Source organism: Actinorugispora endophytica, assembly GCF_004363075.1.
GTDB lineage: Bacteria > Actinomycetota > Actinomycetes > Streptosporangiales > Streptosporangiaceae > Actinorugispora > Actinorugispora endophytica.
Window position 1 is genome coordinate 80575 of the sequence record NZ_SNYN01000002.1, and the last position, 12982, is coordinate 93556.

Here is a 12982-nt window from a genome sequence, read left to right on the forward strand (position 1 = left end):
GCCCGGGAAACCGGTCCGGCGCCGTCGGGGGAGCGGATCGGAGAGGACCAGACGTGGCCGACATCGACCTGCGACGACTGCGGTACTTCGTGGCGGTCGCGGAGGAGCGCAACTTCACCAGGGCGGCCGAGCGGCTCATGATGACCCAGCCCGCCCTCTCGCGCGCGATCCGGTCGCTGGAGGACGACGTGGGCACCTCGCTGCTCGTCCGCGGCTACCGCGACGTCGAGCTGACCAGGGCGGGCCTGGTGCTGCTGGAGCAGGCGAGGGGGGTCGACGACCAGGTCAACACCGCCGTCCGGCTGGCCCGGCGGGCCGAGGCCGAGGACTTCCGGCTGCGGGTCACCGCGCGCGGGTGCGACGTCGACGTCCTCAGCAGGCTGGTGTCCTCGTACAACCTGGCCGGGAGGCCGGTGCCCGCGGTCGCGACGGTCGTGGAGTGGCAGGAGCAGGGCGACCAGCTGCGCGACGGGAGCGCGGACGTGGGGCTGATGCGGACGCCGTTCGACGAGCGCGGCCTCGACAGCGACGAGCTGTTCAGCGAGCCGCGCGTCGTGCTGCTCCCCGAACGGCACCCGCTCGCCCGCGCGGACGAGGTGGCGCTCGCGCAGCTCGCCGACCAGCCGGTCGCACGCTGGAAGGGGGACCACCGGGACGCCTTCCTGCTGTGGCCCGCCGAGGACGTGCCGCAGCACGAGTGGGTCCCCGGCCCCGTGGTCGGCGACACGTCGCAGTTCCACGCGGTGGTGCGGCTGGGCCAGGCCATCGGCTTCGTCCCGGAGTCGGTCTCGTTCGCCTCCGTGAGCGCCGGTGTCCGCGCGGTGCGCGTCAGGGACGCCCCGCCGTCGGTGCTGCGCCTCGCCTGGACGCGGACCAGCACCTCGGCGGCGGTCGCCGACCTGGTCCGCCACGCGACGGCGCTGGCCGACGGGCTGCGCTACGCGGCACCGGGGAGCCCGACGCCCTGACCGGGTACGACCAGGGAGTGTCCGGCGCGGGGGTGTTTCGCGTGGTCGGCGGGGAAACGGGCACCGTCGACGGGCTCAGGCGGGGACCGCCTCCAGGACCGTCACGAGGGAGTCGGACCGGGTGGTTCCGACGAACCGCAGCCCGGCGCGCTCGAAGAGGCCCCGGTACTCGTCGAGGCTGCGCTCCCGTCCGGGGGCCAGGACCATCATGTTGAGGTCCATCAGGGGTTCGAGCCCGGGCCTGCCCACGTCGGCGATCAGCAGCTCCATTACCAGGATCCGGCCGGAGGGGGAGAGGGAGGCGCGGCAGTTCCGCAGGATCCGGACGCACGACTCGTCGTCCCAGTCATGCAGGACGAACTTCAGCAGGTGCAGGTCCCCTGCGGGCACGCCCTCGAAGAAGTCGCCGCCCACGAAGGAGAACCGGTCCTGGACCCCCAGGCGCCGCGCGGACGCCTCCGCCTCGGCGGCGACGTGCGGGAGGTCGAGCACGACCCCGGTCAGCCCGGTGTGCTTGCCCATGATCGTCTGCACCAGGTTCCCCCCGGCCCCGCCGACGTCGACGACCGTCCCGGCGTCCTTGACGTCGATGACCGAGGTGAGCTGGTGGGCCAGGCCGTCGGTCATCGCCGTTATCGCGTTGGTGAAGACCTCCGCCTCCCGGGGGTTCCCGGAGATCCAGTCGAAGAACGGGGCGCCGAAGGCCGCCTCGGTGCTGCTCCCCCCGGTCCGCACGGCGTCGGCCAGCCGCCCCCACGGCAGCCAGTGCGACTCCGCGCCGCCCCACAGCGCGAGGTCGCGCAGCGACCGGGGGCTGTCGGAGCGCAGCGTCGCGAGCAGCGGCGTGCCCGCGAACCGGTGGCCGTCGGCGCAGGTGAGCAGGCCGAGCGAGGCGCACGCCCGGAGGAACCGGAACGTCGCGGACGGGTCCAGGGACTCGGCCTCCGCGATCTGCGCGGCGGTGGCCTCGCCGTGGGCGACGTGGTCGGCGATCCGCAGCTCGGCCGCGGTCCGCACCACCTGGGTGACCCAGTACCCCGTCATCATCTGGATCATCCGACCCGTGTCGTCGACCGGCGGTTCGGCGGAGCCGGAGGCGACAAAGGGGTGTTCGAAGAGCGTCACGGCGGGTGTTCTTTCGTTCTCGTCCGATGGCGGTGGCGACCGGTGCGCACGGGGTCGGTGGGACCAGCCAAGCAAAAGGACGTTCGGAGCGGAAAGGCCTCTTCGGCATGGTGTGATGCGCCCGGGGCATCGGAGGCGCCCTCCGGCTCGGAGGCGCCCGGTTCCCCGCGGGGAGCGCGGTTCCGGCGCGGTTGACATCAACCTTGGTTGATGTTGTCTGCTGTCCTGCGGAAGCCATGAAGCAGCAAGACCCAGGAGGTCCCATGTCCACCAGCCAGCCGGTCGAGAGCCACGTTTCACCGACCCCCCGCCGCCCCGGACTGCCCTGGTGGCAGGCGGGCCTGCTCGGCGTCGCCGGAGCCGTCGCCGCCAACCTCGTCCTCCTGGGGGTCGGCCACCTCGCGGGGGCCTCCATGACCCACCCCGACGAGACCGGGCAGACGGTCGGGGTCACGGTCGGGGGCGTCGCCTTCATGTCCGTGCTCCCCCTGGCCGTCGGGTTCGCCGCGGCCGTGGCCCTGTCCCTCCTCTGGAAGGGCTTCCTGCGGACCGCGCAGATCACGGGCGCCGCCCTGGCGCTGGTCTCGGCCGCCGGCCCCCTCCTCCTGGAGGCCGACACCCCGACCCGCGTCGTGCTCGCGCTGATGCACGTGGTGATGGCGCCCGCGGTGTGGCTGAGCCTGGAGACGGTCCGCCGCCGGGTGCTCGCCGGCTGACACGGCCCCCGGCTCCCGCTGGAGGGCCGCGGCCCGGTGGGGATTCCCGTCGTCCGTGGGTAGGTCCCCGTTGGGTCCCCGACACGGCCGCCGATCCGTCGGATTCCCCGTGGGAGGTGGTGGAACGCCTGTTTTCCGCCTATGGCCGGAGCGGCCTGCCGTCGAGGACGTCAACAGGTCGGCGTTCGGGACCCGGAACGCCGACCCGCGAAAACCCCGCGGACCCGCAGGGCCCGCATCCTCGGAGAGACGTGACATGGCAAAGATCCTTTTCGTGGTGACCGGCGCCGACCACTGGACGCTGGCCGACGGAACGAAGCACCCGACCGGCTTCTGGGCCGAGGAGCTCGCCGCCCCCTACGAGGCGTTCACGGCGGCGGGCCACGAGGTCGTCGTGGCGACCCCCGGCGGCGTCGTGCCCACCGTGGACCAGGGGAGCCTGGCCCCCGAGGCCAACGGCGGCCAGGAGGGCGCGGACAGGGTCGCGTCCGTCCTCGCGTCGGCCGCCGGGCTGCGCGAGCCCGTCAGCCTGGAGGACGTGGACCCGGCCGACTACGCCGCGGTCTTCTACCCCGGCGGCCACGGCCCCATGGAGGACCTGGCCGTCGACGCCGACTCCGGCAGGCTGCTCACCGCCGCGCTGGCGTCGGGCAGGCCGCTCGGCGTGGTCTGCCACGGCCCGGCCGCGCTGCTCGCGGCCCGGAACGCGGACGGCTCCTCGCCGTTCGCGGGCTACCGGCTGACCGGCTTCACCAACGCCGAGGAGGCCCAGGCGGGCCTCGCGGACAGGTCCGCGTGGCTGTTGCAGGACCGCCTCGTCGAGCTCGGCGCGGACTTCCGGGAGGGCGAGCCGTGGGCCCCCCACGTGGTCGTCGACCGCAACCTCGTCACCGGCCAGAACCCCGCCTCCTCCGCCCCGCTGGCGGCCGAGCTCCTGAAGGCCCTGGCCTGACGCGCCGCCGGGCGGGGGCCGGGGCCGCGTGGAGCGACCCGGTTCGCGGTCATCCCCGGGCCCCTGTCCGGTGATCGTGCTGTTTCCCCCCGAAATCCTTGATTCCGGGGGAAACAGCACGATCACCAACGGAAACCACGTGAAACGGACATCGTGGGTCCGCCCCCGCCCCCGCCGTCACCTCGCGATCCGCGCGGCGCGAGGCCGAACGACCCACCCGAAGCACCAGTACGCAAATCACCCCCGCGCCGAAAACTCCATGACGACGCTCCGCTGTCAGAGCGGCCCGGTACCGTGCTGCCGCGAGCCGGGAGGGTCCCGGCCCGCAGACGAGGAACGAGCCGATGCAGCCGCTGCCCGAGACCGAGGACCCCCTGGTCGTCCGTACCGACTTCTCCGACGACGCGGCCTGGAGGGCCGTCGTCGAGGCCGTCCGGGAGCCGACCGGGGGGGACGGCTTCACCGCCTACGTCGACCTCCTGGACGACCCCGCCTACCAGGGCCTCTCCAAGGACCGGCTGATGGAGCTGGTCTCCGAGGACTCCGACCACACGTTCCTGATGGTCGTGGACGACGTGGCCATCAGCCACCCCGAGCACCCGCTCCTCGTCGTCGACCTGTACGACGAGCCGGGCCTGGCGTTCCGCGCCGTGCCGAGGTCGATCGCGGCGATCGCGAACAACCTGTCCATCGCCAACATGGACTTCGACGACTTCTTCGTCGGGGAGGGCCACATCCAGCGGGGGTTCGGCTGACCGGAGCCTGATCGCCGGACCACACGGCCGCCCGCGCCCGTAGTGTCCGTTCCGCCCGGTGATCGTGACCTTCTCGGGGGCTCAACCGTCTCTGAGACCCCGAAAAGGTCACGGTCACCGGAGGGAACGCCAAACACCCCCAAACCGGAAACTCTCTATGGGATTTCCGGCGCGGGGGTGTTTGGCGTGCCGGTGCTCCGGGGGGGTCTTTCGGCCTCACGCCACGCGGATCGCGAGGTCACGGCGGGCGGCGACGGCGGGCGGGGCCGGAGGTCCGCGCATAACCGCCGGATGTCCGTGACGCGGCGGTTCGAGGGCCGGTTTCCGCCCCCACCCGGAATGATCGTGGGCTTTCCGCCCTTCCAGGCCCCGAAACGGGCAGAAAGCCCAAGACCGTCAACGGACCCCTCACGCAACGGACACCGTGGGCGCGGCCCCGGCCTCCGCCCGCCGTGACCCCGCGATCCGTGTGACAGGAAGCCGAAAGACCCACCCGAAGCACCGGCACGCCGAAACACCCCCGGGTCGGAGACTCTCTAACCCCGCCAGGCCTTCCACATCCGGGCGAAGCGGCCGTCCAGGGCGAGGAGCTCGTCGGGGGTGCCCTGCTCGACGATCTCGCCGTGCTCCAGGACCAGCACGCGGTCGGCGGTCACCGCCTGGGAGAGGCGGTGCGCCACCAGGACGCCCGTGCGGCCGTCGAGGGCCGCCGCCGAGGCGGCCTCCAGGCGCGCGGCGTCCTGGCTGCCCGCCTCGGCGGTGGCCTCGTCCAGGACCATGACGAGCGGGTCGGCGAGGACCGCGCGGGCCAGCGCGAGCTGGGCCGTCTGCTCGCGGGTCAGGGCGTGCGCCGACTCGCCGACGGCCGTGTCCAGGCCGTCGGGAAGCTCCCCCACCCACTCGGCGGCCCCCACGCGGGCGAGCGCGTCCACGAGTTCGGCGCGCGTCGCCTCCGGCCGGGCCAGGCGCAGGTCGGCGTGCAGGGGGCCGGTGAACACGTGGGCCTCCTGCGAGACGAGGGCGACGGCGCGCGACCCCGCCTCCCGGGCCGCCGCCGCGTCGACGCCGCCGACGGCGACGCTCCCCGAGGAGGGCCGCAGGAGCCCCGCGATGACGGCGGCCAGGGTGGACTTGCCCGCTCCGCTCGCGCCGACCAGCGCGACCCTCTCGCCGTCGCGTACGCGGAAGGAGACGTCGCGCAGGACGACCGCGTCGCCGTAGCGGTGGGTGAGCCCGCTGACCTCCACCTCGCCGGTGCGCGGACCGGCGTCCGCCCCGCCCGTCGGTACCGGCCGCCGCTCCGGGCTCCGCGCGATGCCGACGATGCGCGAGAGGCTGGCCCCCGCCGACTGGACCTCGTCGAAGCTCGTCGCGATGAGGCCGAGGGGGTTGAACAGCCGGTGGAAGTACAGCGCCGCCGCCGTCACCGCCCCGGCCGTGACCGCGCCGGAGGACACCAGGGCGAACCCCGTGGCGATGACGCAGCCCAGCCCCACGAGCTCGGCGATGTTCAGCCACTTGCTCCACCCGGTGAAGAACCACAGCACGTCGCGCGAGATCGCGCGGGCGCGCGCCGACGCCCCCTCGACCAGCTCCGCCTGCCGCTCCTCCACGCGGTAGGCGTGCACGGTCGGGAGCCCGGTGAGGGAGGCCACGATGAGCTCGGCGCGCTCGGCGAACGCCACCCGTTCGGCCGCGTAGCGCGGCGCCGACCGGGGCAGGTACCAGCGCAGCGACACCGCGTAGACCGGTACGGCGCAGAGCCCGGCCAGGGCCAGCCACGGGTCGAGGGAGGCCAGGCCCGCCACGGTGAGCGAGACGGTCAGGGCGGCGCCCACCCACGGGGCCAGCAGGGACACCACGGCCTGGCTGACCACCGCCACGTCGTCGCCGATGCGCGTGAGCAGGTCGCCGTGCCCGCTCTCCTCCAGCACCGCCGAGGGCAGGTCGAGGGCGTTCGCGACCGCGTCCTCGCGCATCCGGGCGAGGACCCGCTGGCCCAGGCGGCCGACGAGCGCGGAGCCCAGGGCGGTCAGCGCGGCGCCCGCGGCGACGGAGGCGGCCAGGACCGTCCCGAGGACCGCGATCCGCTCGGTGCCGTCGCCCGCCGAGACGCTGTCGACGAGGAGCCCGACGGTCCACGGTCCGACGAGGCCGGACGCGGCGGCGAGCAGGGACGACGCCAGGGCGGCGGCCGTCAGCACGGGCATGGCCGCGACGCGGCGGCCCAGCGCGGACCAGGTCTCGGCGCGCCCGGCGATGGGGAGGACGGTCATCGGAGCACCCGCTTGCGGTAGGGCTCGCTGTCGCGGAGCAGTTCGTGGTGGGTGCCGCTCGCGGCCACGCGGCCGTCCTCGATCAGCACCACGCGGTGGGTCCGCGCCAGGAGCGCGGGGCTGGTCGTGAACAGGACCGAGGTCCGCGCGCGGTCGCGGTGCCGCAGGGCGGCGAGGCCGTCCGCGATGGCCTCCTCGGTGACCGAGTCCACGGCGGTCGTCGGCTCGTGCAGCACCAGGACGGGAGGGTCGGCGTGCAGCGCCCTGGCGAGGGCGAGCCGCTGGCGCTGACCGCCCGAGAGGGTGAGCCCCCGGTCCCGCAGCGGGGCGTCCGTCCCGAGGGGCTGCGCGGAGACGAACTCGGTCGCGTTCGCGGCCGCCAGCGCGCGGTCCAGGTCGGCGTCCCCGTCCGAGCCGAGGGTGAGGTTGTGTCGGATCGTGCCGGTGAACAGGTCGGGCCGGTGCGGCTCCAGGTGGATGAGGGAGCGCCGCGCGGCGTGGCCGAGTCCGGCCACGGGGGTCGGGCCGAGGGCGAGCGTGCCGCTCGCCCCGTCGGGCGGGTCGCCGTCCAGGAGGCGGCGCAGGAGTTCGACGGTGGGCTCCTCGGCGACGACGCCCACGAACTCGCCCGGTTCGACGGTGAGGGTGATGCCCTCGGGGTCCCCGTCGGAGCGGGGCCGCGCCGAGACGTTCCGGAACACCAGCGGGAGGGCGGCCCCGGCGGGGGCGGGCGCGGCTCCGCCGGCGTTCGCGCCCCGGGACGGCGGGGAGTCCAGCACGCCGCCGACGCGGACCGCGCCGGCCCGGGTCGCGGCGCGCAGCTGGAGGTAGGACCCCACGTTCGTGAGGGGTTCGGAGATGAACTGCGCGGCCCCCACCGCGGCGACCAGGGCCCCGATCGAGATATCGCCGCGGGCGGCCAGGAGGCTGGCGCCCGCCACGGAGACGACGAGCACGAGGCCGCTGGCCAGGACCGTCGCCCCGCTCTGGAGCGCCTTGGCGTCGCCCGCCCGGATCCCGGCGTCGGCGGCCCCGGTGCTGACCGCGCGGTAGCGGTCGGCGGCGCTGCGCTGCGCGCCGATCCCCTGGAGCGCGCGCAGGCCGGAGACGAGGTCGGTGGCGAGCGCGGACGCGTCGGCGAGGGTCTCCTGCTGGGTGGTGCTGCGGCGCGAGAGCAGCGGGGAGAGGGCGTTCAGCGACAGGGTGGCCGCGATCGACGTCGCGATGAGGACGGCCCCCAGCCTCAGGTCGACGGTCAGGAGCACGGCGCAGCTGACGGCGAGGGCGGCGGCGGCGCCCCACAGCCCGGGGACGTAGTTCACCGCCTTGGCCGCCAGGTCGGCGTCGGACGACGCGATGGAGAGCAGCTCCCCGCGGGTGCGCCGCAGCCGGGTCCCGAGGGGGTCCAGGAGCCGCCGGGCGAGTTCGGTGCGCAGCAGATGGGCCTCGTCGATGGCGGCGCCGTAGCCGTAGCGCGCCGCCCAGCGCCAGCACAGGGTGAGCGCGCCGAAGAGGACGGCCAGCCCGAGCAGGCAGAGCAGGAGCAGGCCGGGGCTCTCGCGGACGATCGCGGTGTCGATCGCCACGCCGATCGCCACGGGGACGAGGGCCTCGCACGCCTGGTGCCCCATGATCAGCAGGGCCGAGCGGACGACGCTCGACCGGTGGCGCCGAAGGGTGCGGCGCACGCCCCTGCGCGCCGCCGCGGTGTCGTTCGGGGCCGCGCCGGGGTCCTGGCCGGGCGGCGTGCTGTCGCGGGTGATGACGGGCTCCTCGAAGCGGCCCCGAGCGGGGGGACTCTGTTGACGACCTCGACGTTAGCGCCCTGTCATGTCCGTTTTTGCACGGCGCCGGCGCCGAGGTCGTCGGCGGGTTTCTCGCGGGGGGTCAGTCCTCGAGCTTGTCGACGGCTTCGGTGAGATCGGGGACCACCGCGTCCAGGGCGATGCCGATGCTCGCCGTGGTTCCGGCGGTGGCGCCGCGCATGACGTCGCCCTCGGGGTCGACGAACAGGGCGCGCTCGTCCTCCACGACCGGGAGCGCCTGGATGAGCGGGTCCTCGGTGAGCTCAGAGAGCGGGTAGCCGATGGTGGTGAGCACCGCGACGTCCGCGTCCAGGGCCGAGACCTGCTCGACCGAGACGCCCGCGTAGAAGCCGCTCGGGTTCGGCAGCTCCTCGATCGCGGGGTTGAGCACGAAGCCGAGCTCGCCGTAGATGTCGAACCGGCTGTCGCCGGGCAGGCTGGCGCCGTAGGCGTCGCCGAACTTGGAGCCGGAGGCCATCGTGACGCCCTCGAACTCGGGGTGCTCGGTCCGCAGCTCCTCGAACCGGGCGTCCAGGTCCGCGACCAGCTCCTCGCCCTCGGCCTCCCTGCCCAGCGCCTGGGCGATGACGCTGGTGTGGGTGCGCCAGTCGACGGCGAAGTCCGGGGTGTCCTTCGGCGGGGCGACAGTCGGCGCGATCTCGCTCAGCCGCTCGTGCGCCTTGTCGTCGAGGGCGGCGCGCACGTTGAGGATGAGGTCGGGGTCCAGGGCCTGGATCTGCTCGTAGTTGACGGAGCCGTCCGTGCTCTCGATGAGTTCGGGGGTGTCGTCGCCGAACTGGTCCGCCGCCCAGGAGCCGACGCCCTTGTTCTCCGCGCCGAAGCTCTGCCAGTCGTGGATGGCGACCGGCTTGACGCCCAGGGAGAGGGCGACCTCGCCGTCGGACCAGCCCAGCGCGACGACGGTCAGGTCGCCGTCCTCCGGCTCGGGGATGTCGACGGTGCCGAAGTGGGTGTCGACGGAGGCGAGCAGCGCGGCCTCGCCCTCCTCCTCCGCGCCCGACGACGTGCCGCAGCCGGTCGCGGCGAGGGTCAGGACGGCGAGCCCGGCGGCGAGCGCGCGGAAGCCCTTTGCTGCGTGTGTGGTTCTCATTCTCGGCTTTCCGTGTGAGTGGGGAAGGGGTGTGGTCAGGGGCGGGCGGCGACGGCGCCGCGGGCCAGCGGGACGATGAGCGGCGTCCCGGTCTCGGGGTCGTCGACGACGCGCGCCCGGACGCCGAAGACCTCCGACACGAGCTCCTCGGTGACGACGTCCCGGGGCGGCCCCTCCGCCGCGATCACGCCGTCCTTCATGGCGATGAGATGCGTGGCGTAGCGCGCCGCCTGGTTGAGGTCGTGGAGTACGGCGACGAGGGTGCGCCCCTCGTCGTTGAGCGTCGCGCACAGGTCCAGGACCTCGATCTGGTGCGCGATGTCCAGGAACGTCGTGGGCTCGTCGAGGAGCATGACGGGGGTCTGCTGCGCCAGCACCATCGCGATCCAGACGCGCTGGCGCTGGCCGCCCGACAGCTGGTCGACGACGGCTTCCGACAGCGGGGTGAGGCGGGTGGCCTCCAGGGCCTCCCGCACGGCCTGCTCGTCGGTGTCCGACCACTGGCGGAACACGCCCTGGTGGGGGTGGCGGCCCCGCGACACCAGGTCGACGACGGTGATCGCCTCGGGGGCCGTCGAACTCTGCGGCAGCAGGCCGACCTTGCGGGCCAGCTCCTTGGTCCGCAGGTCGCGCAGGTCCGCGCCGTCCAGCAGGACGCTTCCGGACCGGGCGGGCAGCAGGCGCGAGAGGCTCCGCAGGAGCGTGGACTTGCCGCAGGCGTTGGGGCCGACGATGACGGTGAAGGAACCGGCGGGGATGCCGACGTCGAGGCCGTCCAGGATCGCGCCGCCGCCGTAGGAGACGGTGAGGCCGCGCGCGTCCAGGCGTCCCCCGGCGAGGGGCCGGACGCCGTTCTCGGGAGCGGTCGGGGGCATTCGTTCAGGCCTTTCTCGCTTGCGCGACCAGCAGCCAGACCAGGTAGCCGCCGCCGATGGTGGCGGTGACGACGCCGACGGGGAGCTGCGCGGGGGCGATGACGGTGCGCGCGACGAGGTCGCCGAGCGCGAGGAGGGACGCCCCGAGGAACGCCGTGGGCAGCAGGGGGATGGCCGGTGTCCGGGTGAGGCGCACCGCGAGCTGCGGCGCGACCAGCGCGATGAAGGCGATGGGACCGGCCACGGCGGTCACCGCGGCGGTGAGGACGACGCCGACGGCGAGGAGCACCAGGCGCAGCCGCTCGACGTCCACGCCTCTGCCGTGGGCGGCGTCGTCGCCGAGCGCGAGGAGCCCCGAGTCGCGGTTCACGAACATCAGCACGGGGGCGAGCACGGCCACGACGGCCAGCACCGGGACGACGTCGGTCCAGGCCGCGGTGGCGAGCGACCCCGCCCCCCACACCGAGGCCGAGAGCGACTCCTCCAGGCTCACGGTGATCTTGAGGTAGGCGTTGAGTGACGCCAGCAGGGCGCTGACGCCGATACCGACGATGATCAGGCGGTAGCCCTGGAGGCCCTGGCGCAGTGCCAGCAGGTAGACGACGAGCCCGGTGAGCGTGCCGCCGACGAGGGCGCCCGCCACGGTCGCCAGGTAGCCGCCGCCGATGACGAGCATGCTGACGAGGGCGCCGGTGTACGCGCCCATGTTGAAGCCGATGACGTCCGGGCTGCCGAGCGGGTTGCGCGTGATGGTCTGGAACACCGCGCCGCTCAGCGCGAGCGCCGCGCCGCCGACCACGGCCAGGAGCACGCGGGGCAGGCGCCATTCGAGGACGATGCGGGCCACCCCGTCGTCGGCGCGGCCGAGCAGGGCGTCCGCGACGTCGCCGAGCGGCAGGTCGGACTCGCCGATGGTGAGCGAGTAGGTGCTCACCAGGAGCGCGGCGGCCAGGAAGGCGAGTCCCACAGAGAAGGAGCGGAGGCCGATCCGGAGGCTGAGCCTCCCCCTCCGGGAGCGGAGGAGGACGACGCCCCGGGGCCACAGTCGGGTTGCGGTCACAGGGGTTTGACCTCCTTGCGTCGGACGAGCCAGACGAGCACGGGCGCGCCCAGGAAGGCGGTCACGATCCCCACGGGCAGTTCGCCGGCGGTGACGACCCTGCCGAGGATGTCGGCGGACAGGAAGACGACGGGGGCAGCCAGGAGGCTGAGCGGGACGACCCACCGCTGGTCCGGCCCCACGACCATGCGCACGGCGTGGGGGACCATGAGCCCCAGGAACGACACGGGGCCGACGGCGGCCGTCGCGGCCCCGCACAGCAGGGTGACGGACAGGAACCCGGCGCCGCGGACGAGGACCACCCGGCCGCCGAGCGAGCGGGCGAGGTCGTCGCCCAGGGCCAGGGTGTTGAACGACCGGGTGAGCGCGACCGCGATCAGCAGCCCGGCGGCGACGAAGGGGAGGACGCCCCAGAGCACGTCCGTCTGGCGGCCCTGGAGGGACCCGGCCGACCAGAAGCGGATCCGGTCGAAGACCTCGGGGGTCATGAGGGTGATGCCGTGGCTGAACCCGCTGAAGACGGCGCCGACGGCGACCCCGGCCAGGACCATCTGCACCGGGTTGCCGCCCTGGCGGCCGGACGTTCCGACGAGGTACACCGCGACGGACGTGGCCAGCGCGCCGCCGAGGGCCCACCAGACCTGGCCCGAGGTGCCGGTGGCCCCGAAGAACGCGGCGCCGACGGCGACGGCGAGGAACGCCCCGGCGTTGACCCCGAGGATGCCGGGGTCGGCGAGGGGGTTGCGGGTGATGGCCTGGATGACGGCTCCGGCCGTTCCGAGCGCGGCCCCGGTGGTGACCGCGAGGAGGGTGCGGGGCACCCGGTAGTCGCGGACGATGACGACGTCGGCGGCCGTCCCGACCCCGTTGAGGGCGTTCCACGACTCGCTCGGGGACAGGTCCCCCGAGCCAACGAAGAGGCTGAGCGCGGAGAGGGCCGCGCAGAGGGCGACACCGACGGCGACGACGAGGAGCCGGCGGGCGGTGCCGCGCCGCGCGGCCGCTGGTGCGGGTGGCCCGCCGCGCGCCGGCGCGGCGTCGCGCGCGGTCAGCACCGCGCTGCTCGGCTGGTGGACATGCGTGTTCGTTCCTCGGCTGTCGGCTCGGGGGCATGACGGGAAGCCCCGAATCCAACGGAAGTTAGATCAGGCTTGCCTAAGTCGCATGCTAGGTAAGGTTGCCCTCATGGCGCAATCCGCGACTTGAGACATCAAATGCGGCATAACGGACAGGATACTGTCTGTCGCTCAAGGAGAACGCCTTGACCAGCGATTTCTTCGGCGGTGCCCGTCCGGGCCGCGGCGGGGTGTGTTCGCCCACCCGGCGACCCGGAGGCGGG

General features: G+C 74.1%; 11 protein-coding genes. 4 read left to right on the forward strand and 7 right to left on the reverse strand.

Annotation, left to right across the window (positions count from 1 at the left end):
• Positions 1-53: 53 nt before the first annotated feature.
• Complete coding sequence (locus tag EV190_RS04905; RefSeq protein ID WP_166655376.1) at positions 54-968, forward strand: LysR family transcriptional regulator; 915 nt, start codon at positions 54-56, stop codon at positions 966-968.
• 75 nt (positions 969-1043) lie between these two features.
• Here EV190_RS04905 and EV190_RS04910 read toward each other — a convergent pair whose 3' ends face one another.
• Complete coding sequence (locus tag EV190_RS04910) at positions 1044-2093, reverse strand: methyltransferase (protein WP_133740249.1); 1050 nt, start codon at positions 2091-2093, stop codon at positions 1044-1046.
• Positions 2094-2356: 263 nt separating this feature from the next.
• Between EV190_RS04910 and EV190_RS04915 the strand changes: the two genes are divergently transcribed.
• The 3 genes from EV190_RS04915 to EV190_RS04925 all read left to right on the forward strand — a co-directional run bounded on the left by EV190_RS04915 (position 2357) and on the right by EV190_RS04925 (position 4516).
• Positions 2357-2809, forward strand: a complete 453-nt coding sequence (locus EV190_RS04915; protein ID WP_133740250.1) for a DUF6069 family protein — start codon at positions 2357-2359, stop codon at positions 2807-2809.
• Between the two features lie 256 nt (positions 2810-3065).
• Positions 3066-3761, forward strand: coding sequence for a type 1 glutamine amidotransferase domain-containing protein (locus EV190_RS04920; protein WP_133740251.1), 696 nt, complete (start codon positions 3066-3068; stop codon positions 3759-3761).
• Between the two features lie 344 nt (positions 3762-4105).
• A complete protein-coding gene (locus tag EV190_RS04925) occupies positions 4106-4516 on the forward strand; it encodes a DUF6924 domain-containing protein (RefSeq protein WP_133740252.1) in 411 nt (136 codons plus the stop codon).
• 536 nt (positions 4517-5052) lie between these two features.
• Here EV190_RS04925 and EV190_RS04930 read toward each other — a convergent pair.
• The 6 genes from EV190_RS04930 to EV190_RS04955 form a co-directional block, all read right to left on the reverse strand.
• Positions 5053-6792: an ABC transporter ATP-binding protein gene (locus EV190_RS04930; protein WP_133740253.1), complete on the reverse strand. Its 1740-nt coding sequence runs from the start codon at positions 6790-6792 to the stop codon at positions 5053-5055.
• Positions 6789-8480, reverse strand: a complete 1692-nt coding sequence (locus EV190_RS04935) for an ABC transporter transmembrane domain-containing protein (RefSeq protein WP_133740254.1) — start codon at positions 8478-8480, stop codon at positions 6789-6791. Before EV190_RS04935 ends, EV190_RS04930 begins: the two co-directional genes overlap by 4 nt.
• A gap of 199 nt (positions 8481-8679) precedes the next feature.
• Positions 8680-9708 carry an ABC transporter substrate-binding protein gene (locus tag EV190_RS04940; RefSeq protein ID WP_133740255.1) on the reverse strand — a complete coding sequence of 343 codons (1029 nt, stop codon included), beginning with the start codon at positions 9706-9708 and terminating at the stop codon, positions 8680-8682.
• 35 nt (positions 9709-9743) lie between these two features.
• Positions 9744-10583, reverse strand: a complete 840-nt coding sequence (locus EV190_RS04945; RefSeq protein ID WP_133740256.1) for an ABC transporter ATP-binding protein — start codon at positions 10581-10583, stop codon at positions 9744-9746.
• Between the two features lie 4 nt (positions 10584-10587).
• Entirely contained in the window at positions 10588-11643 is a 1056-nt protein-coding gene (locus EV190_RS04950; RefSeq protein WP_208113046.1) for a FecCD family ABC transporter permease, read from the reverse strand.
• Positions 11640-12698, reverse strand: a complete 1059-nt coding sequence (locus EV190_RS04955) for an iron chelate uptake ABC transporter family permease subunit (RefSeq protein WP_243742356.1) — start codon at positions 12696-12698, stop codon at positions 11640-11642. Before EV190_RS04955 ends, EV190_RS04950 begins: the two co-directional genes overlap by 4 nt.
• Between the last annotated feature and the right edge of the window lie 284 nt (positions 12699-12982).